The sequence below is a fragment of the Formosa sediminum genome, assembly GCF_007197735.1.
In the GTDB taxonomy this organism is placed as follows: domain Bacteria; phylum Bacteroidota; class Bacteroidia; order Flavobacteriales; family Flavobacteriaceae; genus Formosa; species Formosa sediminum.
Genome location: NZ_CP041637.1, coordinates 2,805,647 through 2,831,631, shown reverse-complemented (window position 1 = coordinate 2,831,631; position 25,985 = coordinate 2,805,647). Strand labels below are relative to the sequence as shown.

Here is a 25,985-nt window from a genome sequence, read left to right as displayed (position 1 = left end):
AGTACAAAACGTGTTGCAGATAAATTCATCCTCCTTATGAACATTCAACAATTAGAAGATAGTCGTGTAAAACTCACGCTTTTAGATTTAAGTAATTACAAGTCGCTAATTCCAATTGCCAAGCAAGAGGATCTCGTAAAATATTCACCTACAGATATTGCTACAGAAGAAACTTTAAAAAACTATGTACAAACGGCTTTAGATGGCTACTATCATAATACCTGTATCCCATTTTTGGTATTCGACAAATCGAAAAATGCTTATGCAGGCTGTACACGGTTTATGAATATAAATGCGAAACAAAAGGTTTTAGATATTGGCTCAACCTGGATTGGATATGAATTTCATGGCACCGGACTTAATGCCCATATGAAATTTTTAATGTTACAATATGCTTTTGAACGCCTAGAATATGAAAGGGTAGAATTTAAGGTAGATGAACGCAATATACGTTCTAGAAAAGCTATAGAAGGTATAGGTGGCACTCTAGAAGGGATTCTAAGACAGAATCTGTATTTACTTGATGGCTATAAACGAAACACTTGTATTTATGGGATATTGAAAGCCGAATGGGACGTTTTAAAAACCACAGTATTTAAAGATTTTAAAAACAGCTATTAGTTTACTAATTTAGAGACAATATCTTTTACAGGTAAAATAGACTTCGTATACTCTATACTTGGTCCTGCAACCCAAACGGTTTTATAAGTGACTTCTTTAGCTGCTTTTTCTGTGGCTTTCATGCCTATTGCGAAGCGCATCATTTTTACCCATTTTTTAAGGCTTTTATTTTTATTCAATAATTTTTCATACCAAGGTTGTGAAGTACCTATATTCTGAACATAAGGCGTGTTTATTACTGTGCATGGTGTACCAGAAATACGTTCAGTCATCACAATATCTTTGGCTCCGTAATCTACACAGGCTTGTTTATATTCTTTTGTCACCCCGGCTTCTACCGAAGCAATAAACGGGCTTCCAACAGATACACCAGCTGCTCCATATTTAATCATAGTTTCTACATCTGCACGAGTTCCCACACCTCCTGCAGAGATTACCGGAATATTACAATGTAATGTCAGTTCTTGAATTAAAGCTCTAGGCGATAATTCGCCACGGTGTCCACCTGCTTGGTTATTTACGGCAATTATTGCATCTGCTCCTAACCCTTCAACTTTTTGAGCAGACTTTAAATCGGTAACATCGCAAAACACTTTTATTCCCGCTTCATGTGCTTTTTTAATGGTTTCTTCAGGACTGCCTAAAGATGTAATTATAAAATCGCACCCTTCTTGACACAAGACTTCTAATTGGTCTTTATACTTGATATTAGATTTATTTACGATTAAATTAAACCCGAATGCTCCACCCTTTACTTTTACTGCTTTTAATTCGTTTATGGCCGATTTTAATTCTGGTAAAGTTCTATAGTTTAATGCAGGAATACAACCTGCAATACCACTTTGCATAGCTGCTTTAACCATAGCTACATTAGAGACTAAAAACATGGGAGCCAATATTATTGGGTACTTAATTTGTAATAAATTAGTAAGTTTTGTTTGCATAATTTTAATACATCGGTTCTAACAAATATAACTTAATTTATTATGCACGCATAATTTTTAATATAGATTTAGTAACTCCAAAAAGCATCAACACAAAGCAATAAGCCTTCTTAAAAGAAAACTTAATCCCAAGTCATACGTTGTAACCGAACTGCATTTAATATGGCTAATAGAGCTACACCAACATCTGCAAACACTGCTTCCCACATGGTTGCCAATCCGCTTGCTCCCAGAATAAGAACAACTAATTTAATACCAAATGCTAAAATAATATTTTGCCAAACTATAGCACGCGTTGCACGTCCTATTTGTATGGCTTGAGAAATTTTTGAAGGCTGATCTGTTTGAATAACTACATCGGCCGTTTCTATTGCCACATCACTACCTAATCCGCCCATAGCAATACCAACATCACTAGTTGCTAACACCGGTGCATCATTAATACCATCTCCAACAAATGCAACTTTATGTGTGCTGTGCTGTTGTAATTGTGCTACTTCATGCAATTTATCTTCGGGTAACAATTCGCCCTTAGCTATTTTAATATTTAAATCTCTAGCAACTTGTTTGGTGATACTATCTTTATCTCCTGATAGCATAATCACATCACGAACCCCCAACTGTTGTAATTTTTCTATAGCTTGTTTAGCATCTTGTTTTAGCTCATCTGCAATAATAACATATCCCATAAATTTATCTGCTAAAGCAACATATACCACAGACTCAATTATCTCTTTACACGCTTCTGGAATTTCAATATTATACGTTGCCATTAATGTAGCATTCCCTACCAAAATAGTTTTTGAATCTACTACTCCGCTTAATCCCTTTCCTGCTAGTTCTTTTACATGTGTGGCTTTAAAATAATCATTTGTAGGATACTTCATAATGGCTTTAGCAATAGGATGTGTCGATTGTGATTCTATAGCTTGTAGGTATTTCATAAATTTTAATTCATCAATCCCAAAAGTTTTAATAGTCTTTATCTTGAATACACCTTGCGTTAGAGTTCCTGTTTTATCTAGAACTACTGTTTTAACCTTACTAATAGTATCTAAAAATGAAGCGCCTTTAAATAAAATACCATGTTTAGATGCTGCTCCAAGTCCGCCAAAATATCCTAAAGGAATAGAAATCACCAAAGCACATGGGCATGAAATCACTAAGAATATTAAAGCTCGATACAGCCAATCTCCAAACACATAGTCTGATACGAAAAAATAAGGTAATACTGTTATACCTATAGCTAAATACACCACAATTGGCGTATAAATTTTCGCAAATTTTCTTATAAATAACTCTGTTTTAGATTTCCTTGCTGTTGCATTCTGTACCAATTCTAAAATTCTGGAAATTGAACTATCTTTAAATGCTCTAGTGACTTTAACTTCTATAACGCCTTCTAGATTTATGCTCCCTGCAAATACCTCTTCTCCTTTATAAGTACGACTTGGTTTACTTTCTCCTGTTAATGCAGCTGTATTTAAAGCCGCCTTAGCTGAAATGAGTAGACCATCTAAAGGCACTTTTTCTCCTACTTTAACCTGTATTGTTTCTCCTATGACAACCTGTTCTGGAGCAACTGAAATATAATTTCCTGCTCTAAAAACATTCGCTTCTTTAGGACGAACATCAAGTAAAGCTTTAATGTTTCCTCTTGCTTTTGTAACCGCAGCATCTTGAAATAATTCTCCTATAGCATAAAATAACATTACCGTTACAGCTTCTGGATATTCGCCTAGCGCAAAAGCTCCCAATGTGGCAATAGTCATTAAAAAAAATTCCGTAAAAAAGGCTCCTGCTTTTATACTTTGCCAACTCGCTTTTAAAACAGGAAAACCTACAGGAATATATGCCGCAGTAAACCATAAAATCCTCACCACAGATGTAAAAAAAGAAACTTTAAAATAATCTAGAGTTAAGCCAATTAGTAATAATATAAAACTTAGTAATGCGGGTCTATATGGATTACTTGTAGCAGTCTCTTGTGTTTGGCAATGCGCATTACCACAACAATGCCCTTGATCTTGATTTGGTTCTGTATGTATATTACTCATCGTAACTTTTATTAAAATATACATCAAAGATGACCAATTTTTTAATGCAATGGAAGTGCATTAATTCGCATTACACTTATCACAAATGCCTTTTACCACTAAATTAACATGTTCTGCCACATAACCTTTAGGCACTTTTATTTTAGGTATTTTATGATCTGTTAAACACACTGTACTTGTACATTGGGTACAGTGAAAGTGAAGATGCAAGTCTGTTTCTAAATCGCAATGGCAATTGGGTTCGCATAAGGCATACTTAGTAACTCCTGTACCATCATCTATTTGATGTACTATTTCTTTATCTTCAAATGTTTTAATAGTACGGTAAAGCGTAGTTCGATCTGCTTTATCAAATGCATTTTCGATATCGCTTAACGTTACCGCTTCTTTTTTTTCAGCTAAAAAATTGCAAATAAGTATTCGCATCGCGGTGACACGAATACTTTTAGATTCTAAAAAGGCTTCTACTCCTTGCATTATATATTTTTTTTATTGAAATGAACAGATTAACTTGTTTAAAGTCGCAGTTTCATATCAGTATCAAAAGAGATACGTTATAAACGAATAATTTAATGATGGTGTCCTGCGCTTGCTTTTTTTAGTTCTGCACTTAAATAGTATGCATTATTTAATGCAAATTGGGTTGCTTTATCAAGCGTTTCTAAAAAAGTAACAGCTTGCCATTCCCCATCTTTTGCTCCAAGTATAACTTCTACAGGTTCAAACTGCCATGCTTCAGGTTCTGCTTTAGCTTTAAACACATAAAAACGATCTCCTTCTTTGTAGATAGCTTGTTCTGGAATTGCTAAAGATGCTGATGCTTTAACCTGAATTTTACCCTTAATGTACATCCCTGGAATTAAATGACCTTTTTCATTCTTAATTTCGGCATGCACATGTACTGCTTTAGGATTTTCCTCAAAACTTTGACTTACCGAATAAATTTCGGCAATTAATTCATCTTCAGGAAATGATTGTACTGTAAATCTTACATGCTGACCAATTTTAACAAGATGTACATCTTTTTCAAAAACCATTAAATCTGCGTGTACATGATGTGTATTTACAATTTCAAAGACTTCTGTTTCAGGTGCAACATATTGGCCTGTTTTAACATTAACTTTTTGAACATAACCTTCAATAGGCGTACGCAATGCTACTTGCTGATAAATAGTCCCATTTTGAATGCTTTTTGGATTTAAATGTAGTAATTGTAACTGAGCTCCTAAACCGTTTACCAAAGCTTTAGACGCTTGATACTCTGCTTCGGATTTCTGAAAATTAGCACCCGAACCCACTCCTGAATCATACAGTGTTTTTTGACGTTCGTAATTCTTTTGTAAATAGTTACTATTACTAAAAGCATTTAAATAATCGGTTTGCATTTTAATAATATTTGGATGCGATAAATAAGCAACAACTTGATTTTTTTCGACTTTATCGCCTTCAATTACTTTTATCGCACTAATATTAGCACCAACAATAGTCGTTATGGCTGCTTCATTTTGTGGAGGTACATCTAATGCTCCATTAGCCTCTACATAGCCAGCCATTGAGCGTAGAGATAACGTATCGACCTTCATATTTAAGGCTTCAAACTGTGACGTTTTTAAATGCACTGCGTTTTCTTCTTCATGTTCACCATGCTCATCATGATGCGATTCAGATGCATCATGGTCTTCATGTGAATCATGCGTATTAGCGTCTTTAGAACCGCAACTCACAAGACTAGTAAAAAGTGTAAACACACCGATATATAATAATTTTTTCATTTTAATTCTGATTAAAATATTGTAATTCAAATAAACTGTTGAAATAATTTAAAAGCGCTTCTTGTGCATCTAATTCAGATTGAATCGCTTCTTTTATAAGTTGTGAAAATCCGCTATAATCTACAGCGCCTTCTTTATAAGCTACTAAAGCGCCTTGCCGTTGTTCTTTGGCTAAAGGCAGTACTTTAGTATTATAAAATGTCCATGCTTCTAACCATTGTTGGTAGTGTGCTTTTGCTTGTAAATATTCAGATTCTACTTGGTTTTGTTTTAATTTTACATTAGATGCTGCTATGGCTTTATCTATTTTAGCTGTTTTAATATCTGCACGATTAACACCTGATAAAAACGGAATAGATACGCCTGCTTGGTAGCTATAAAAACCTGAAGTGCCGTCTATTTTTTGTAAACCACCTTGTAAATTAAATTTAGGCAAACTATTGGCTTTTGCTGCTTTTAATTGTGCTTCAGAAACTTTTACGTCTAACTCAGCCAACTGATATGCAGGATGCTGAGCAATGTCTGAATCTGAACTTAAATTATCGTCTGTTACAAATGTATTAGGTACAATATAAAACGTATCTGATGCCAACCACAAGTTAAGTTGTTGCAAAGCAATACCATATTCACTCAATGCTTTTGCTTTAGCATTCTGAATTTGATAATATTGATTTTTAGCCGCCGCATATTCTAATCTTGAAATGGCTTCAACCTCAAAATTTAAAGCCACAGCTTGTTCAAATTTGGTATAAATGGAATCTAACTCTGTGTACAACTGAAATTGCATTTTAGCTTGATAAGCTTTAGCCCAAGCTTTCTTTACCTCTAACGCTAATTGCAATTCTGATAATTCGTAAGCACGCTCTGCTAACATGATACGTTGATTTTGTAATTGTTTTTTGGCACCAATACTAAATATATCTATTTCATTTTGCGACATATTAAATGTAGTATACACTCCAACACCATCACGTAATTCTTCTCCACCAGTATAGAGTTTGGTTGTTCCTAAATCAAAAGCTGTCTTTTTTACCGCTTCTTCTTTATCTATTGCTAAGGCTTTTTGTTTTAATAGAGGGTATTGCGTTTTAGATATATGTACTGCTTCTGCCATACTTAACTCTTGTCCTTGTATAGGTAATTGCTGTGCATATCCTGTTTGTGGTACTCCAAAACTTAACACTAAAATAGCAATTGCGGGTCCCATAGCACGTTTTAACGTAATTTTATCTTGACGTTCTTCTACCCAATGATACAAAATAGGAAGCACGAATAAGGTTAATAACGTAGACGTTAATAGCCCACCAATAACTACAGTAGCTAACGGACGTTGTACCTCAGCTCCAGCAGAAGCTGAAATAGCCATAGGTAAAAACCCTAACACATCTGTAAATGCAGTAAGCATAATCGGGCGGATTCTACGTTTAGTTCCTTCAAAAATGCGGTCTTTTAAATTAATAACACCTTCGTCTTTAAGTTCATTTAAACCACTAATCATAACTAAACCATTTAATACTGCAACTCCAAAGAGTACAATAAATCCGACACCAGCCGAAATACTAAAAGGCATATCTCGTAACCAAAGTGCAAACACACCTCCAATAGTTGCCATAGGAATGGCAATGTAAATCATGAGTGTTTGAGGAAATGATTTTAAAGCAAAATAAATTAAGACAAAAATTAATAATAAAGCAATTGGGACTACCATTTGTAAACGTGAACTGGCACGTTCTAGATTTTCGAATGCACCACCATAGCGTATAAAATATCCAGGAGGTAATTTTAATTCGGCATCAAGTTTTGCTTGAATTTCTGTGACTAAAGATTTTACATCGCGACCACGAACATTAACACCAACGTATGTTCTACGATTAGTATTATCGCGACTAATTTGCATAGGTCCGGCTTTATACGAGATGTTTGCAATTTCCTTTAATGGGATTTGCGCCCCATCGGGTAATTTTATAAACAAATTCTGTACATCTGTAATATCGGTTCGGTGTTGTTCTTGTAACCGTACAACCAGATCAAATCGTTTTTCGCCTTCAAAAATTACACCTGCTTTACCTCCTGCAAATGCAGATTGAACGATTTGGTTTAAACTATTAATCTCTAAGCCGTATTGAGCTAACTTCTTTCGGTTATATGTAATTGTCATCTGTGGCAATCCTGTTGTGGCTTCGGCTTTCATATCTCCTATCCCTTCTATCCCTGCAATAAGTTTAGTAACTTCTTCAGCCTTATCAGACAACACATAAATATCTTCGCCATATAGTTTAATGGCAATATCTTCGCGCACACCTTCCAGCAGTTCATTAAAACGCATTTCCATGGGTTGCGTAAATTCGTAATTAACACCAGGTAAAATTTGTACAGCAGCTTTCATCTGCTCAATCAGTTCGTCTTTAGAGTCTGCAGAAACCCATTCGCTTTTAGGTTTAAGAATTACAATAACATCGGCTAAATCCATTGGCATTGGGTCTGTAGGTATTTCAGCGACACCAATACGACTCACAACTTTGTCGACCTCGGGAAAATTTGCTTTTACAATGCGTTCAATTTTTGTCGTCGTTTCAATAGTTTCTGTAAGTGAACTTCCTGGTTTTAAAATAGCATGAAACGCAATATCGCCTTCATCTAGTTGCGGAATAAACTCACCTCCCATTTTAGTAAACACAAATACTGTAAGTGCAAAAAGTAATACACCAAACCCAACAATCCATTTTCCTTTATTTAAAGCTGAATGTAATAACGGTTGGTATTTACGCTCTACCCAATGTACAAACGTATCGCCGTACGATAGTTTATCTGATTTTGGTGCACGAAGTATTAAAGCCGACATCATGGGCACATAGGTTAAACACAAAATCATGGCACCAATCATCGCGAAAATAAAAGTCAATGCCATAGGTTTAAACATTTTTCCTTCAATCCCTTCTAGAGCAAGAATTGGAAGAAACACAATAAGAATAATGAGCTGACCAAAAAATGCGGCATTCATCATTTTTTTAGATGCTTTAGAAGCTATTTTATCTCTATCTTCAGCAGTAATTTTTCCTTTTTTAAGGACTTGAGCGACGAAAATGAATACAGTAGCTTCAACAATAATTACAGCACCGTCTACTATAATGCCAAAATCTATAGCACCTAAACTCATTAGGTTTGCCCAAACATCAAAAACATACATTAAAATAAAAGCAAACAATAACGATAACGGAATGGTAGACGCGACTATAAGTCCGCCACGCCAATTACCTAATAGAAAAATCAAAACAAAAATGACGATTAAGGCACCTTCAACTAAGTTGAAGCCAACGGTAGATGTTGTTTTATCAATTAGAACACTACGGTCTAAAAGCGGTTGAATCTCGACACCTTCAGGAAGTGATTTTTGTATGAGCTGCATACGTGTTTTAACAGCGCTAATAACATCGTTAGAACTCGCTCCTTTAAGCATCATTACTAAACCACCTACCACTTCACCTTCACCATCTTGGGTGAGTGCACCATAACGAATGGCCGAACCAAATTTTACTTCAGCAAGGTCTCCTATTGTAATGGGCACACCCTGAGCATGCGACACCACTATGGTTTTAATATCGTCTAAACTGCGTATTAAACCTTCGCCACGAATAAAATTAGCTTGATGATTTTTTTCGATATAAGCACCTCCAGTATTTTGATTATTATTTTCTAAGGCTTCAAAAATATCGGTAATATTTAAGCCAATAGCATTTAATTCTGAAGGATTTACAGCAACTTCATATTGCTTAATTTTTCCACCAATGGCATTTACCTCAACCACCCCAGGTACCATTGCCATTTGGCGTTGTACAATCCAATCTTGCATGGTTCGCAAATCTGAAATTGAATATTGGTCTTTAAATTCTGGTTTTACTTTTAAAGTATATTGATATATTTCGCCCAATCCTGTAGTAATTGGTCCCATGGTTGGTGTACCAAAACCTTCTGGTATATCTTCTCTAACTTCAGAAAGCTTTTCAGACACTAATTGTCTAGGTAAATAAGTTCCCATATCGTCATCGAAAACAATTGTAACTACCGATAAACCAAAACGAGAAACGGAACGAATTTCCTGTACTTTTGGTAAGTTACTCATTGCAACTTCTACAGGATAAGTTACAAATTGCTCTATATCTTCAGTGCCTAAATTAGGTGCTTGGGTAATAACTTGAACTTGATTGTTTGTAATGTCTGGAACAGCATCAATAGGAACTTTAGTTAAACTCCAAATTCCTGCTCCAATTATGGTAAGCGTAAGCAAACCAATAATAAATTTATTATGGATTGAAAAATCAATGATTTTATTAATCATACAAAATGGATTATAATGTGATTATAAATTAAAACGTATTCCTAAATGGTATTTAAGAATTATGTACTAAAAACCCTGTGAAAACAGGACACATTATACGCGAGGTGGTTGTAATAAAGTTTGTACATAGTCTTTCCCATGACTATCAAAATGAAGAAACTGTTTAGTATAAATATCGGGAATATAGAAATTAACCTCTATCACATTAAATTGAACGATATGAATATGACAACACTGGCATTGACAAAATGGAGAACAATCGTCTGATGTTTTGTGATCCTGATCTGTATCTGAATGTTGAGAAATTTTAGTTGTACAATCACTGCATAATGAAACATTATCTTGGCAAGGTGCAAAGTTTAATGCTAAAACGTACACGGAAAATAAGAGTGTTAAAAATTTCATCGTTTCAAATATACAAATTATTATATGCAATGTCATTGCAAAATGAAAAGCCTAAAGTCAAAATTATTTACAAGACTAATAAACCGTGTGCTTTTAATGTGTTAATTGGTTTTGAAAACCAAAACAATTCAAAATTTTCTAATTGCGATTCAAAATCTTTCTTCAGCATATTAAAAGATTTTAAGGACGCATTACTAGGTTTAAGTTGCTCTAGCATATCTAATAGCCACTCGCCTTCTTCTAGAGGTACGGTAATCTGAAATGTATCTTGCTTTTCGTAAAATGTAAGTTTTAAACTAGTATATGTGGTCCCTTTTTTAGTTTTAGATATCTCTTCGACAAACGGTGATTTACCTAACCAGACAATTTTAGCGGTTGGTTTTACACTAAAATTAGGTTCCGTTTGTAAAGCGTTATAAATACATTCTGAATCTATAGTCGTATCGGGAACATTAAAATCAAACCAATCCTGAAGTGGTAAATCAAACCCAATCCCGTGCATATAATTAAATAATGATGTTTTTAGTCCGTTACTAAACTTTGAATGGTCGATTCCTGTAACATCCGAAAAGGCAACATCGTTATTTGCAAATGTGATGTCGTTATAATGTGGTGTTACGCCAAACTCTGCAGGGTTTAATCCAATTGGGCTATGAGCTGTCAAGGCAAACTGATGCCAAAAGCCAGACTGCAAAACGCCAACTTCGAACAACTGACGTACCATTTCTAAACTATCTATGGTTTCTTGCTCGGTTTGTGTTGGGTATCCATACATTAAATAGGAATGCACCATAATATTACTTTCGGTTAGATTACGGGTCACTTGAGCAACTTGTTCTACCGTCACACCTTTATCGATGAGTTTTAATAAACGGTCTGATGCCACTTCCAAGCCGCCCGACACGGCAATACATCCAGAAGCTTTTAGCAACACGCATAAATCTTTCGTAAAATTTTTCTCGAACCTAATATTTGCCCACCACGTTAACGTTAAGTCACGTTTTAAGATTTCTAAAGCTAATGCTTTCATTAACGACGGTGGTGCGGCTTCATCTACAAAATGAAAACCTGTTTCGCCTGTCTGCGCTATTAGTTGTTCCATGCGGTCTACAAGAATCTTAGCCGCAACGGGTTCATAAATTTTTATATAATCTAAAGAGATATCGCAAAATGTACATTTTCCCCAGTAGCAACCGTGTGCCATGGTGAGTTTGTTCCAACGGCCATCACTCCAAAGGCTGTGCATTGGGTTAGCAATTTCAATAACCGAAATATAATCTTCTAATAACAAATCTGAATAATCTGGCGTACCCACTTCGCTTTGCTTGTAATCAGGAATCAGACTATCATTTTTATACACTACAACATTATTTTCTAATAACAGTGTCCGTTTAAACTTGAAGGTGGTTTTATCTTTAGTATTGACTACTAAATCGTGTAATAATTCTATAGGTAATTCGCCATCGTCTAGCGTGATAAAATCGAAAAACTCAAACACACGTATATCTTTTAACGACCGTAATTCTGTATTTGGAAACCCGCCACCCATTTCTACAACAATTTCCGGGTAGTTGGCTTTTATAAATTGAGCACAACGAAACGCACTGTATAAATTTCCTGGAAACGGCACCGATAAACAAACTATTTTAGGCTGAATATCTTCTAATTTAGCATCTAAAATTTGTAATGTAATATCATCTATAAAGGTAAGGTCTTGTTGTAAACTGTCATACAACTCATTAAACGAATTGGCACTCATTCCTAAACGTTCAGCATAGCGACTAAAACCAAAATTATCGTCTATACATTCAATAATAAAATCAGATAAATCTTCAAGAAACAAAGTGGCCAAGTGTTTGGCTTTATCTTGCATGCCCATGGTGCCGAAGGCATAATCTAATTCGTCTAAAGAATTAAATCTTGAAGCCCGAGGTAAGAAATTATTTGTGCAGATTTGTCGAGCTAAAGTCGGATTTTTACCTTGAAGAAATGCTACAATAGGCTCCAAGACCTTCAAGTAATCCTCCTTTAAAGCATATATGCGCTGTGCATTTTCACTCTGGATGGTATCATTCTCGTAAGCAATATCAAACAACACTGTAAACGCATTTTTAGAAAACAACTCTATAATTACTTCTATTCCTAAATCCATTTGATAAGCCGATATGCCTTTTGTATTTAAAAACCCTTTTAAATAGGCTGTTGCCGGATAAGGTGTATTTAACTGAGTAAATGGAGGTGTAATTAGTAAGATATCTTTCAAAATACAGTGTAAATTTTAGGCAAAGATAATGTATTTGTTTTCTGAAGTGAAGAGGACCTATTTAATTCTGAAAATTAGAAAAAGCTTGTTTAGTCACTTCATTTCTAAGCAGTTTTAGGAATTATGTGTAATTTGTTCTTTCAAACATTTTAAATGGAATTGTAAAATGCAAACTAAAAACGATTATAAAGCCATAAATAAAGCTACGTGGAATGCTAAAACGGAAATTCATTACACCTCAGATTTTTACGATGTTGAAGGTTTTATTAACGGAAACTCCTCGTTAAATGCAATTGAATTGGAACTTCTAGGCAATATAAAAGGCAAGAAAATATTACACTTACAGTGCCATTTTGGTCAAGATACATTGTCTTTAGCCCGGTTAGGCGCTGCTGTAACAGGTGTAGATTTATCTGATGTAGCTATTAAAACAGCCAATTCCTTAGCTAAACAACTGCAACTAGACGCTAATTTTATATGTTGTGATCTATACGATTTACCCAATCATTTAAATGACACTTTTGATATGGTTTATACCAGTTATGGAACGATTGGATGGTTACCAAATTTAAACCGATGGGCTCAATTAATTTCTAAATTTTTAAAACCCAAAGGCGAATTTGTATTTGTAGAATTTCATCCTGTGGTATGGATGTTTGATGATGACTTTAATAAAATAAGTTACAATTATTTTAAATCTGACCCTATTATTGAAACTGAATCTGGAACATATGCTGATAGAACAACCGATATGACTTTACAATCCATTACATGGAACCATAGTTTAGGTGAAGTTTTAAATAGTTTACTTCAGTATGATTTACAATTACAAACGTTTAAAGAATTTGATTATTCGCCTTACAATTGTTTTAAACATACCGTTGAGGTACAACCAAAACAATTCCGCATTAAACATTTAAACGCTAAAATTCCAATGGTATTTGCTTTGAAAGCATTAAAATCGTAAAAATAAAACATTATTTTACACCATAACCTTGTTCTGGTTGTTGCTCTAAAATTGCTTTAGCTTTCTTTTTAAGCTTAATTTTTTTAAGGTATTTACCATAAAAGAGTGTTATTATTATAGCCAATACACCTTGAATTAAGACTGTATTTTGGACACCTATATAATGAGAAACACTACCAATAACCAAACTTCCTATAGGCAACAAACCTGTTAAAGACATAATGTATATACTAATTACACGTCCTCTAAAATGGTTTGGTACATTAACTTGAATAATTGTATTTGTAATGGTACGAATAGACATCATCCCAAAAGCCCCTACAGCAGCAAAAACTAAGGCTAAATAATACAGGTCTGTTTTAGAAAACAAAACCAAACCAACGCCAAATATTAAAGCATTTATAGCTAAAATTCTACTTAAATCTGTACCTGCTTTTAAAGAGGCTAGGAAAATAGCGCCAATAAATGCACCAAAACCAATTACGCCATCAATAACCCCTAATGTAGATGCAGAACCATTAAAGACATCTTTAGCAAATGCAGGCGTTAAAGTGGTATAAGACAATACAAATAAACTCATCAAACCTGTAAAAATTAGAATAGAGTGAATTTCAGGAGTTTTAATGATGTAATTAAAAGCGTCTTTAAATTCTAATTTAATATTCCGATCTGTTTTAGGGCGTTCTTCGGGTTCAGGTAACTTCATTAATAATAGAGACCCTATAACAGGTATAAAACTCACTGCATTTAAACCAAAGCACACATCATCACCAAACGATTCTAAAATAAAACCCGCTAATGCTGGACCTATCAATTTAGATAAATTTACCATAGATGAATTTAAAGCCAAGGCATTGGGTAAGTCATCTTTATCATCAACCATTTCGCGAACAAGCGACTGTCTTGCAGGCACATCAAAACCATTAATAACTCCCAGAAATGCACTTAAAATAATTATAGTCCAAACGGCATGATCTTTAAAAAACACTATAGAAACAGTTAATAAAACGGCTTGTATTAACGATACTACTTGTGTAATTAACAATACCTTATGTCTGTTATATCGATCTGCTACAACTCCACCATATAGCGACATTACTGCCGTTGGAAATAGTGTAGCAAAAACGGTAACACCTAACATAAATTTGGACTGTGTTAAGCTATAAATAACCCAACTTACAGCTGTTTTTTGCATCCATGTTCCTAAAAGTGACACCGATTGCCCCATAAAAAACAACCTGAAATTTCTACTTTTAAAAGAATTGAATGTGGTAAAATTCATAAAATATTAGTGCTATTTACAAGTACAAAATTAAACTATTCTTATCAGAAAAAGACTTCAAAACTATATGCTTAATCTATCCCACATCAAGAATTATTATATTCTTAATTTAAGAGATGTATTATCACAATTAATTTACTGCATAGAAAAAACAAGTATCGTTTGATAATTTTGAAAATAGAATATATAATTATTTGTTAAAGCAGTTTTGTAGATACCTGAAAGGACTAAATTTACACTGTGAAAAAAATTGTAACATGTTTTGGAGGGGTTTTATTAACCTTTTTATATTGTTTTGCGCTCTACAGCGTAGCACACCCGCTATCTGAAACATATGCTGTTAACACTCCGATTTCTGAAAAACATCAAGATGTCTTTTCAGTAACCAAATCACTTTTCAGTTTAACTTCTGAGGCAGATAACTTTAGTGTTTCTTTTGGTCCTACAAGTCCAAGCGAATATTCTAAATTGCCTGTATTTAATTCTCATTTATGTCCAAAATTAAATGAGCGTATTGTTAATGCACAAATTTCACAGTATACTACCTATCAAACCAATACTCTGGTTAATTATCGTAAAAATGATTTAATCTATCCGTTTCATTACTTCTGGTAATATTATGTTTTATCGCATGCTATACGCATGTTTACACAATATAAGATTATGTGTTAAAACTTCATAATCTACATACTACATAATAAAATTTAAACACAAAATAATGAATACTGGAACTATAATACTTAGCGTTGTATTTGTAATTATATGCGCTTCACCTTTTATCATATCAACACGAAATAGTAGAAAAAAAAGCAAAAAAATGCTTAAAGCTTTGCAATCACTTGCATCAAAACAACAAGCAAATATAACCACTCATGAAGTTGGAGCTGATTTTATAATTGGTCTTGATACGAATAAAAATATGTTGTTTTTTCTTAAAAACACAGCAGAAAAAACTATAGAAAACACGTTGTTATTATCTGATTATAAAGAATGTAGAGTACTTAAATTTGGAAAAAATGGGAATGCTAGAAACACGTCTCATACAATTGAAACTTTAAAATTAGAATTTATACCAAAATTTAATACTCAACCTACTACTCAATTAGAACTTTTTAATGAAGATACCAATATACAATTAAACGGAGAGCTAGAAATAGTTAATACATGGCACCCTATACTTCAACAAAAAATAGCTGAAGCATAACTAAAAACACCCCTTAAGCATTATAACTTAAGGGGTGTTTTTGTAATAGAAAAAACTCTATTAAAAATTAAAATTAAGTGGTTTAAATAATAAAACCCCAATAGCATATATCGAGGCTTCAGTAAGTTTTAGTTGTTTGTTTGTAAGAGCTTATTTGTTAACTATATACAAAGTTAAGATTAATTATTAATATTTAACACTTTTTAAGAAAAATAATTATTATTTACATAAATTAAGTTATTAAATAATTAGATAATAATAATTATATTATCTAAAAATGACTATTGTTTAAATAATAAACTTTTGTGTCGTGAGATTTAGGCTTCTATTTTTCCAAATAAATATCCATAAGGTAGCCCTACAAATAATACTCCACCAACAATATTCCCCATAGTTGCAGGGATTAAATTTTTTAAAATAAATGTACTCCAAGAGATGTCTGCGCCTTCAAAAATTGCTAGAGGTATAAAATACATATTGGCTATACTGTGCTCAAATCCCATAGTAACAAAGGCCATAACAGGTAACCAAATTGCAAAAATTTTACCAATAGTATGTTTTGCAGCAATACCTTGCCAAAGCGCTAAACACACTAACCAGTTAGCTCCTATTCCTTTTATAAATGTGATAAAAAAACTGTGGCTAGTCTTACTATATGCAATGCTATATACAGTATTAACATAAGGTTCACTACTTACCAGATGTGTTAAATGTGTAACTACAAAAGCAATGCAAATAGCTCCAAAAAAATTGCCTAAATATACCAAACTCCAGTTTTTAAACATGGCATGACATTTTTGTCTTTTAGTTAAAATATTAGGAATAAAATAGGCATTATTGCCTGTAAATAACTCAGCACCTACTAAAACCACTAAAATTAAACCTAATGGGAATGCAGCACCAAATAAAAACCGCGTAAATCCTGGATTATTTGCAGCTAAACCTGGAGAGCCTCCAGAAATAATAATGGCTAATAAACCACCAAAAGCGACATAAGCACCTGCTAAAAAAGCTAGAATTAATGTTTTACTAATCGAGTACCCTTCTTTATTTAGAGCAATTTCATTTACTATTTTTATACCTTCACTGGGTGAATTCATGGACTTCGAGATGTAAATTAAATTTTGTTTTTAATTTGCTTTAACGTTTTTAAAATATTGGTTTAAAATGGCTACAGCAGCATCAATTTCTTCTTGGGTATTTTCTCTTGCTTCTTTTAACTCATAATCCCAACCTAAGGCTTCCCATTTGTGAATACCTAATTTATGATAAGGTTGAAGCTCTATTTTTTCAATTGTTTTATAATCCTTAAAATAATTACCCAATTTATGAAGCAATTCTGGCGTATTAGTAAGCTCAGGAATTAATACATAACGTAGCCACATTTTTTTTCCTGAGGTTTCTCTATATTTTGCAAAATTGAACGTGGTATCTTTATTTTTTGCTCCAGCTAATTTCTGAAAACCGTCTTCATTCATATGCTTAATATCTAACATCACTAAATCGGCATAATTATCTAATAACTCTTTTGTAGGATGATTTAATAAACGTCCGTTAGTATCTAAATTAGTATGTATGCCTTCTTCTTTTAAACGTTTAAAAAAAGGAATTAAGCTTTTTGCTTGAAGTAAAGGTTCTCCGCCAGAAACAGTAACACCGCCATGTACTCCAAAATAAGATTTCATTCTCACTGCACGTTGTACAAGAGTTTCAATATCATAAGCTGTACCACCATGTGTATTGATTGTGTCTGGATTATGACAATACTGACATCTTAATTTACAGCCTTGTAAAAACACAACCATACGTATACCAGGACCATCATGTGTCCCAAAAGATTCGAGAGAATGAACTTGTAATATGTTGTCTGTTGTTTTGATAAGTATTCAGTTTTAAATTAAAAAAAGAGGTATTAAAAATTTAAGTAACATTAAATAAGGAGATTACTTTATGGAAACAGTAAATATTAATGTGTTCTAATTTTAAATACCTCTTCTAGTTAAATACACAGAGTGCGGTTTACATAGATTCGTGGAACGAACGAGAAATCACTTCTAATTGTTGTTCTCTTGTTAGTCTTATAAAATTAACAGCATATCCAGACACACGAATAGTTAATTGTGGGTGATTTTCTGGATGTTCCATTGCATCTAATAATGTATCTTTATCTAGTACGTTTACATTTAAGTGTTGCGCACCATGAGCAAAATATCCAGTTAAAGTTGACACTAAGTTATCTATACGTTCTTCGTCTGTAGCTCCTAAAGATTTAGGGACTATAGAGAAGGTGTTAGACACACCATCTTGAGAATCTTTATAATCTATTTTAGCAACAGAATTTAAAGAGGCAATAGCGCCGTTAGTATCACGTCCATGCATTGGGTTTGCTCCTGGCGCAAAAGGCACACCTTTAGCTCTACCATCTGGAGTAGCTCCTGTCTTTTTACCATACACGACATTAGATGTAATAGTTAGTACAGACATGGTTGGTTCTGCATTTTTATAAACAGCTAATTGTTTTAATTCATTATTAAAATCTTCAACAGCATTGTGAGCAAGAATATCTACACGATCGTCATCGTTTCCATATTTAGGGAATTCGCCTTCAATTTCGAAACTTACAGTTAATCCGTCTTCATTTCTAATAGGTTTTACTTTAGCATATTTAATAGCTGAAAGTGAATCTGCTACTATAGATAAACCTGCAATACCATAAGCAATATTAATGGCAGGGTTAGTATCTATTAAAGCCATCTGGCCTTTTTCGTAATAATATTTATCGTGCATATAGTGAATAATATTCATAGAGTCGTTATACACACGAGCCACTTCTTTCATAGCAATTTTAAAATTAGCCAATACTTTATCGAAGTCTAAATACTCATCATTATCTACTGCAATACCTTTTACCATTTGCTTACCTGTAATTTCGCAACGCCCAGCATTTACAGCTAAAAGTAATGTTTTTGCTAAGTTGGTACGTGCACCAAAGAATTGGATTTGTTTTCCTATTTCTTGGTAAGAGACACAACATGCAATACCGTAATCATCAGATCCTCTTAGTTCGCGCATTAAATCATCATTTTCAAATTGAATTGATGAGGTATCAATAGCAACTTTAGCACAATATTTTCTGAAATTTTCTGGTAATGAAGGTGACCATAATACTGTAATATTAGGTTCTGGTGATGGTCCTAAATTGTATAATGTGTGTAAGAAACGAAATGCCGTTTTAGTAACTTTAGTTCGGCCGTCTTTAAACATTCCACCAATTGCTTCGGTAACCCAAGTTGGATCTCCTGCAAAAATTTCATCGTATGCAGACATTCTTAAATGGCGTACCATACGTAATTTCATTACAAATTGGTCAATATATTCTTGAGCTTCAATTTCTCCAATCACTTCATTATCTAAATCTCTTTGGATAAAAATATCTAAGAATGCAGACACGTTTCCTAAAGACATAGCAGCACCATCTTGTTCTTTTACTGCTGCTAAATAAGCCATGTAAGTCCATTGTACAGCTTCTTGAGCATTTTGCGCTGGACGTCCTAAATCCAAACCGTAAGCATTACCCATAGCAATCATGTCTTTTAGCGCTTTAATTTGCTCAGACACTTCTTCTCTTAAACGAATAACAGCATCTGTCATTGGGCCTTTAATATGTGCTAAATCTTGTTTTTTAGCATCAATTAAATTATTAATACCATATAATGCTATTCTTCTATAATCTCCAATTATTCTTCCACGTGCATAATTGTCTGGTAAACCTGTTAAAAATCCTAACGATCTAAATTTTCTAATTTCTGCATTGTAAGCATCAAAAACACCATCATTATGAGTTTTAACATATTTAGAGAATAATTCGTTTACGGCATTTGCTGGCTTTAAACCAATTTCATCTAATGCTTTTTGTACTACTTTGTAGCCACCAAAAGGTTTCATGGCACGTTTTAATAAACCATCTGTTTGTAAACCAACTATAGTCTCGTTTTCTTTATCTATATATCCAGCTTCAAAATTTGCTATTCCTGAAACAATGTCTGTATCTACAGAGTGTACACCATTGTTTGCACGTTCTATTTTTGTTGCATTTTTACATACTTCCCAAAGCTTTTTAGTACGCTCGCTAGGTCCTATTAAAAAATCGTGTGTACCATGATAAGGGGTAATATTCTTGTACACAAAATCACGTACATTTATTGATGTATTCCAATCTCCGTTTTGAAATCCTTCATGAAGAAGGTCTGTGTTTTTTAACTCTGCTACTTTCATACTGAAATATTTATTTAAGTCTATAATTTAATCTATATCTCAAAGTTCAGCAGAAAGCAAGGTTTAAAACATGACAAATGCTAGGTTTTATACGATTTTGGAACAATACAATAAATAGGCTTAAAGCACAGTTAATACATATTAAAAGTACTGTTTTCGTGAATTTTCGTTAACAAAAACTAACTTTTTATAAAAAGTATATAATTACTTGTTTTACAAATACTTATGACGATATTTTTTCAAACGTTTGAAAAAATATTAACATTTCTAGAAAAAGAATAAAAGACCAATTTATTTACACAATTATTAGATATTTTAAACATAATCAATGTAATTCTTAAAATGATTCACGAAAACCTTGTAATTATAATAAAATATCACATTTTTAAGCACTTAACGTTTTACTACCTTAAACATCCAAAAAAATGCACTCACATTAATTTTTATTACATTTAATTCTTAAACTATATCCATCATTAAAATTCAACCTTTATACATGTCTTATTTAAAACACATTTGCAGTCTTAGCCTTTTCTGTTTTATCAGTTTTACAGGGTTCTCTCAAACAGTACAGTCTACTCAAATAGATTCGTTAGTCGCAAAAACTCTAGGTCTTAATAATACTGTAGGTATGGCAATCGCCATTGTAAAAGATGGAAATGTTGTACACTCTAAAGGTTATGGATTAAAATCTATTGAAACTAAAGAAGACGTAGATGAACATACGCTATTTTCTATAGCTTCCAATTCAAAAGCATTTACTGGAGCCGCACTTGCGATATTAGTAGATGAAGGTAAATTATCCTGGGATGATAAAGTGGTAGATTATATTCCGGAATTTAAAATGTATAACGATTATGTTACAGCTAATTTTACCATTACAGATTTGCTTACCCATAGAAGTGGTTTAGGCTTAGGTGCTGGTGATTTAATGATTTTTCCTGATGGTGGAGATTATACGATAGACGACATTATTAAAAGTTTTCAATACCAAACACCCACTTCTGCGTTTCGTACAAAATACGATTACGATAACTTATTGTATTTAGTGGCAGGCGAAGTGGTTTATAGAGTAAGTGGTACAAGTTGGGCAGACTTTATACAAACACGAATTTTTGATCCGTTAGCGATGACAACAGCTAAACCGCTCCTTAACCGTATTCCAGCACAAGCTAATGTTGCCATGCCACATAGTTCTTACAACAACGAAATTAAAGTACTTGAACCTTATGATGGTGGAGATTTAGTTGGTGCTGCTGGCGGAATTAATGCGAGTGTTAACGATTTAACCAAATGGATGTTGGTGCAACTTAATAAAGGAAAATACGGAGACAGTTTGTCTAAAACTTTATTTTCTGAAACTGTACAGAAACAAATGTGGTCTCCAATAACCATGACTGGATACAATATGTATGGTGATGGCCGTAGAGACAATCATTTCTCTGCTTATGGCTTAGGTTGGAAAATATCTGATGTTAAAGGAAAAATCATGCTGAGTCATACGGGTGGTATTACAGGCATGTTATCGCGTACTATGCTCATTCCAGAACTTAATTTAGGTATTGTGGTGTTAACCAATACCGATCCTGGTAGTTATGCCTTTTATTCGGTTTCTGAAACGCTATTAGATATGTATTTAGGACTCGACAAAAAAGATTGGGTTACCGAACTACATGCTTATAGTAAAGCTCAAGAACAAGATGGAGATAAAGTAACTAAAGCCGTTTGGGATACTGTAAAAGCTAATAAAAAGACCAAGATAGATTTCAAGACTTATACTGGAACTTATAACGATCCGTGGTTTGGAGATATCACAGTTACTGAAAAGAACGGTGCTTTGTGGTTTACGTGTAAACGTTCGCCAAAATTAAACGGACAAATGTATTTTTATAAAGCAACAACATTTGCAGTAAAATGGGAATTTACAGGAATGCCTTGCGATGCTTTTGCTACATTTCATTTAAATGAAGAAGGTCAAGCCATTGGAATTAAAATGAAAGGCATCTCGCCTAACATCGATTTTAGTTTCGATTTTCAGGATTTGAATTTAACTCGTGTTGATTAAATTTCTCTAAGTCTATATAGAGCATGCATATTCGAAAAGCTACTCGTACTGATTCTAAAGCTATTGCCGAGTTACTACTTACTGCTATGGAAACTATTGTTTATGAATTTATTGGAGTTGCAGATTACAACGAAGCCTTAGCGTTTTTAGAGCACTTTACAAAGCAGCAAAACAATCAGTATTCATATCAGAATTGTTATGTTGTTGAAAATGAACATCAAGTTATAGCAGCTATTAATTGTTACGATGGCGCATGTTTAGCATCATTAAGACAGTCCATACAACAATATATAAACTCACATTACAACTCAACCTTAAACCCTGAAGATGAAACTGAACCTGGCGAAATATATATTGACTCTTTCGCTGTAATAAAAAGTGAACAAGGTAAAGGTATTGGAGCAATGCTTTTAAAGTTTATCATTCAAACCTATGTTTATAAACAGCATAACATTTTGGGATTACTTGTAGAAGAACACAATCCTAAAGCCGAAAACTTATATATAAACCTTGGTTTTAAAATAGTAGGTACAAGGTGTCTTGTTGGTAAACGCCTCAAACATCTTCAGTATACAGCTTAATACCCAATTATTATTTAATCATCTTAAAATATTTCACTCAATATTTCATAAGATTTTTTACGTGCCTCATGATCATAAATATGCGAAACGACAATAAGTTCTTGTACTTGAGTTTTGGCAACAAAATCTGAAATCTCTTTTTCAATTGTAGCTTTAGATCCTATAAATGTATAATGCAACATATTCATAATCATGGCTTGTTGCTGCTCGTTCCATATACCATCCATAGATTGTACAGGTGGTTGTAAAGGTCGGCGTACATTAGTTATAATCCCCATAGCCAATTGAAATAAACTCGTTGCTAAAACTTTAGCTTCAGCATCTGTGTCTGCAGCAATAACATTTACACACGCCATACTATAAGGCTTTTGGTGTTTAGAATTTGGAGTAAATGCATTATTATAAATATGTAAGGCATCGAATAACTGTGCTGGGGCAAAATGACTTGCAAACGCATACGGCAAGCCTTTTTTCGCCGCTAAATCGGCACTAAATGTACTAGAACCTAATAGATAAATAGGCACATCTAGACCTTCGCCAGGAATCGCCCTTACAGGATGCCCTAAATCTTCATTTTCAAAATAATCTTGTAATTCTTGAATATTATTCGGAAAATCCTGAACGCTCTCTTGCCTATCGCGACGTAATGCCATTGCGGTACGCTGATCTGTTCCTGGTGCACGCCCTAAACCTAAATCTATACGTCCTGGGTATAACGTTTCTAACGTTCCAAATTGTTCTGCCACCACTAAAGGCGCATGATTTGGTAACATTATACCTCCAGACCCTACTTTTATTTTAGATGTGCCCTGAGCAATAAATCCTAATAAAACTACTGTGGCAGAACTCACTAAACTATCCATATTATGGTGTTCAGAAATCCAATAGCGCGAATACCCTAAAGCCTCTACATGTTGTGCTAAATTTAAAGCATTATGCATGGCTTGTTGCTGTGTATTGCCTTTAGTTATAGGAACTAAATCTAATACCGAAAATTTTATGTGATTCAATTTACTTGGGCTCATATGTAATGTACTGTTTATTCTATTCTAAATTTAAATTCATAAAATAGATACTTCAAATTTATGAAGATTAAAACGAAGAATTTAAAGTTAAAACTTAATCTATTCTTAAAGTTTAAGTTTACAGTTCCGGCTTAGTAAAACCTATTTTTATGTATTAAAATCGGCGTGTATTTAAATAACCAAGCGCTATAAGACACATACTAAGTGAAATCAAAACAATTTCCAAAACACTTTAAATGGGGCGTCACCATATCGTCTTATCAAAATGAAGGCGCTTATAACACTCACGGCAAAGGACCTTCAATATGGGATACGTTTACCAATAGAAGAACTTTTAAAAAAGGAAATGGAAATACGGCTACAGATTTTTATTCAAATTATAAAGAAGATATAGCCCATGTTAAGGCTTTAAACCTAGATTGTTTTCGCTTTTCTTTATCGTGGTCTAGAATTTTCCCTGACGGAGAAGGTAAGATAAATCCGGAAGGCGTACAATTTTATCACCATGTTATAGACCATGCTTTAGAACATAATTTAGAACCTTGGATCACCTTATATCATTGGGATTTACCTCAAGCTTTACAAAATAAAGGTGGCTGGGTAAATCGTGAAATTTTAAATTGGTTTGAAAGTTATGTCGAGTTTTGTACCAAAGAATATGGCCATAAAGTTAACACATGGATTATCCTTAATGAACCCATGAGCTTTATAGGTTTAGGCTATTATATGGGCATACACGCGCCTGGTAAAAAAGGCATTTCAAACTTTCTTCCTGCCTCTCATCATGCTGCACTTTGTCAATCCTTAGGTGGTCGGATAGTTAGAAAAAATGTTGAAAATGCTGTAATAGGAACTACATTTTCCTGTTCGTATGTGCGTCCATTTAACCGCCGTGTTATGCATAAACATGCCGCCGTACGTATTGATGCTTTATTAAATCGATTTTTTATTGAGCCCGCTTTAGGTATGGGATATCCTTTAGATGCTTTTGCCGGCTTAAATTTTATGTCGAAGTATATGAAACCTGGAGATGAAGACATGTTACCATTCGACTTCGATTTTATTGGGGTACAATACTATTTTAAAGTGGTAGCTAAATTTAGTTTACTCCCTCCTATTTTGTTTGCTACTGAAGTGCCTGCCGATAAAAGGAATGTTAAACTAAACGCGATGAACTTGGAAATTTACCCGAAAGGCTTATACAAAATGTTAGAAAAATTTAACGCCTATCCAGGTGTTAAAGCTATTTATATTACAGAATCTGGGGTGTGTTTTGAAGATGAATTAATCGATGGAAAAATAAATGATAAACAGCGCATATCGTACTTCAAGAAAACTTTTAAATATACCTTTAAAGCAATTGAAAATAATATGCCCATAAAAGGCTATTTTATATGGACTTTAGTAGATAACTTTGAATGGGCCGAAGGCACTAAACCTCGATTTGGCATTATCCACACCAATTTTAACACCCAAAAACGCACCATTAAAAAGTCAGGGTTATGGATAAAACGATTTTTAAGTAAACGCAATACCAAATAATAGAACTGTCTTATTTAAATCTCTACAATTATATAGACATTCGTGTTTTAACATAATTTCGTATTTTGGTATATAATTTGTTATATAAATCTAAAAATCAATATATCATGAAAACCTATATAATTGCTTGTTTTGTATTAATGTTTAGTATTAATTTAGGGTTCTCTCAAACTAAAGCCGAAAGAAAAGCTCTTAAACAAGAAAAAAAAGAACAAGAATACAGTGCCGTAAAAACACTTTTAGAAACTTCTAAATTTACTTTTGAGGCTGACTGGGCCACAACTCAAGGTGGTAGACGCATAAGTTTAATAGGAAACCCAAATTACCTTAAAGTTAACGACTCCATTACAGAAGCCGATATGCCATATTTTGGTGTAGCGCATATTGCTAGTTATGGTGGTGATGGTGGTATTAATTTTGAAGGTCCTTACAAAGAATATTCGTTAAAATATAACGACAAAAAACACACGGGAACTATTAAGTTTGATATTAGTAATGACTCTGAAAATTTCAATATTACTTTAACCATGTATGGTCCAGATTCTGCTACTTTATTTGTAAATAGTAGTAATAGAAATAGTATTACTTTTGACGGTATACTAAAACCACTAGAAATAAAAACAGAATAGTAGTTAGGTATATTTTA

At 33.5% G+C, this 25,985-nt stretch carries 20 protein-coding genes; 8 read left to right on the top strand and 12 right to left on the bottom strand.

What is annotated here, in order from left to right; translation table 11 throughout:
* The first annotated feature begins 36 nt into the window (after positions 1-36).
* A complete protein-coding gene (locus tag FNB79_RS12365) occupies positions 37-621 on the top strand; it encodes a GNAT family N-acetyltransferase (RefSeq protein ID WP_143381598.1) in 585 nt (194 codons plus the stop codon).
* Here FNB79_RS12365 and FNB79_RS12360 read toward each other — a convergent pair.
* From FNB79_RS12360 to FNB79_RS12330, 7 genes are all read right to left on the bottom strand, one after another.
* A complete protein-coding gene (locus FNB79_RS12360; protein ID WP_143381597.1) occupies positions 618-1,565 on the bottom strand; it encodes an NAD(P)H-dependent flavin oxidoreductase in 948 nt (315 codons plus the stop codon). The genes FNB79_RS12365 and FNB79_RS12360 overlap by 4 nt on opposite strands.
* Before the next feature lie 122 nt (positions 1,566-1,687).
* On the bottom strand, positions 1,688-3,622 hold the full coding sequence (locus FNB79_RS12355; RefSeq protein WP_143381596.1) for a heavy metal translocating P-type ATPase: 1,935 nt from the start codon (positions 3,620-3,622) through the stop codon (positions 1,688-1,690).
* A gap of 60 nt (positions 3,623-3,682) precedes the next feature.
* Positions 3,683-4,099, bottom strand: a complete 417-nt coding sequence (locus FNB79_RS12350; protein ID WP_143381595.1) for a Fur family transcriptional regulator — start codon at positions 4,097-4,099, stop codon at positions 3,683-3,685.
* A gap of 92 nt (positions 4,100-4,191) precedes the next feature.
* On the bottom strand, positions 4,192-5,394 hold the full coding sequence (locus FNB79_RS12345; RefSeq protein ID WP_143381594.1) for an efflux RND transporter periplasmic adaptor subunit: 1,203 nt from the start codon (positions 5,392-5,394) through the stop codon (positions 4,192-4,194).
* 1 nt (position 5,395) lies between these two features.
* Positions 5,396-9,730, bottom strand: coding sequence for a CusA/CzcA family heavy metal efflux RND transporter (locus FNB79_RS12340; protein WP_143381593.1), 4,335 nt, complete (start codon positions 9,728-9,730; stop codon positions 5,396-5,398).
* Positions 9,731-9,823: 93 nt separating this feature from the next.
* Positions 9,824-10,135, bottom strand: coding sequence for a DUF6660 family protein (locus FNB79_RS12335; protein ID WP_143381592.1), 312 nt, complete (start codon positions 10,133-10,135; stop codon positions 9,824-9,826).
* Positions 10,136-10,202: 67 nt separating this feature from the next.
* Complete coding sequence (locus FNB79_RS12330) at positions 10,203-12,398, bottom strand: B12-binding domain-containing radical SAM protein (protein ID WP_143381591.1); 2,196 nt, start codon at positions 12,396-12,398, stop codon at positions 10,203-10,205.
* A gap of 166 nt (positions 12,399-12,564) precedes the next feature.
* Between FNB79_RS12330 and FNB79_RS12325 the strand changes: the two genes are divergently transcribed.
* Positions 12,565-13,365: a class I SAM-dependent methyltransferase gene (locus tag FNB79_RS12325; protein WP_143381590.1), complete on the top strand. Its 801-nt coding sequence runs from the start codon at positions 12,565-12,567 to the stop codon at positions 13,363-13,365.
* A 10-nt stretch (positions 13,366-13,375) separates the two neighbouring features.
* On the opposite strand, the gene FNB79_RS12320 is transcribed toward FNB79_RS12325, so the two are convergent.
* Positions 13,376-14,647, bottom strand: coding sequence for an MFS transporter (locus FNB79_RS12320; protein ID WP_143381589.1), 1,272 nt, complete (start codon positions 14,645-14,647; stop codon positions 13,376-13,378).
* A gap of 240 nt (positions 14,648-14,887) precedes the next feature.
* On the opposite strand from FNB79_RS12320, the gene FNB79_RS12315 reads away from it, so the two are divergent.
* Together FNB79_RS12315 and FNB79_RS12310 are read left to right on the top strand one after the other, a co-directional pair.
* Positions 14,888-15,262, top strand: coding sequence for a hypothetical protein (locus tag FNB79_RS12315; RefSeq protein WP_143381588.1), 375 nt, complete (start codon positions 14,888-14,890; stop codon positions 15,260-15,262).
* 202 nt (positions 15,263-15,464) lie between these two features.
* Positions 15,465-15,851 carry a hypothetical protein gene (locus FNB79_RS12310; protein ID WP_143381587.1) on the top strand — a complete coding sequence of 129 codons (387 nt, stop codon included), beginning with the start codon at positions 15,465-15,467 and terminating at the stop codon, positions 15,849-15,851.
* A 317-nt stretch (positions 15,852-16,168) separates the two neighbouring features.
* Here the strand turns inward: FNB79_RS12310 and FNB79_RS12305 are convergent, their stop codons facing one another.
* From FNB79_RS12305 to pflB, 3 genes are all read right to left on the bottom strand, one after another.
* The gene (locus tag FNB79_RS12305; RefSeq protein WP_143381586.1) at positions 16,169-16,951 is read right to left on the bottom strand and encodes a formate/nitrite transporter family protein; all 783 of its coding nucleotides are present in this window, start codon (positions 16,949-16,951) and stop codon (positions 16,169-16,171) included.
* Positions 16,952-16,981: 30 nt separating this feature from the next.
* Positions 16,982-17,713, bottom strand: a complete 732-nt coding sequence (pflA, locus tag FNB79_RS12300; protein ID WP_185967865.1) for a pyruvate formate-lyase-activating protein — start codon at positions 17,711-17,713, stop codon at positions 16,982-16,984.
* Between the two features lie 157 nt (positions 17,714-17,870).
* Positions 17,871-20,126 (bottom strand): formate C-acetyltransferase, encoded by a 2,256-nt coding sequence (gene pflB / locus FNB79_RS12295; RefSeq protein WP_143381584.1) that lies wholly within the window; start codon positions 20,124-20,126, stop codon positions 17,871-17,873.
* A 496-nt stretch (positions 20,127-20,622) separates the two neighbouring features.
* Here pflB and FNB79_RS12290 point away from each other — a divergent pair, with 496 nt between their 5' ends.
* Positions 20,623-22,191, top strand: a complete 1,569-nt coding sequence (locus FNB79_RS12290; RefSeq protein ID WP_143381583.1) for a serine hydrolase — start codon at positions 20,623-20,625, stop codon at positions 22,189-22,191.
* A 23-nt stretch (positions 22,192-22,214) separates the two neighbouring features.
* Positions 22,215-22,772 carry a GNAT family N-acetyltransferase gene (locus tag FNB79_RS12285; RefSeq protein ID WP_143381582.1) on the top strand — a complete coding sequence of 186 codons (558 nt, stop codon included), beginning with the start codon at positions 22,215-22,217 and terminating at the stop codon, positions 22,770-22,772.
* Between the two features lie 23 nt (positions 22,773-22,795).
* On the opposite strand, the gene FNB79_RS12280 is transcribed toward FNB79_RS12285, so the two are convergent.
* Entirely contained in the window at positions 22,796-23,797 is a 1,002-nt protein-coding gene (locus FNB79_RS12280; protein WP_143381581.1) for an LLM class flavin-dependent oxidoreductase, read from the bottom strand.
* A gap of 204 nt (positions 23,798-24,001) precedes the next feature.
* Between FNB79_RS12280 and FNB79_RS12275 the strand changes: the two genes are divergently transcribed.
* A complete protein-coding gene (locus FNB79_RS12275; protein WP_143381580.1) occupies positions 24,002-25,339 on the top strand; it encodes a glycoside hydrolase family 1 protein in 1,338 nt (445 codons plus the stop codon).
* Between the two features lie 107 nt (positions 25,340-25,446).
* Positions 25,447-25,968, top strand: coding sequence for a DUF4251 domain-containing protein (locus FNB79_RS12270; RefSeq protein WP_143381579.1), 522 nt, complete (start codon positions 25,447-25,449; stop codon positions 25,966-25,968).
* Positions 25,969-25,985: the final 17 nt, after the last annotated feature.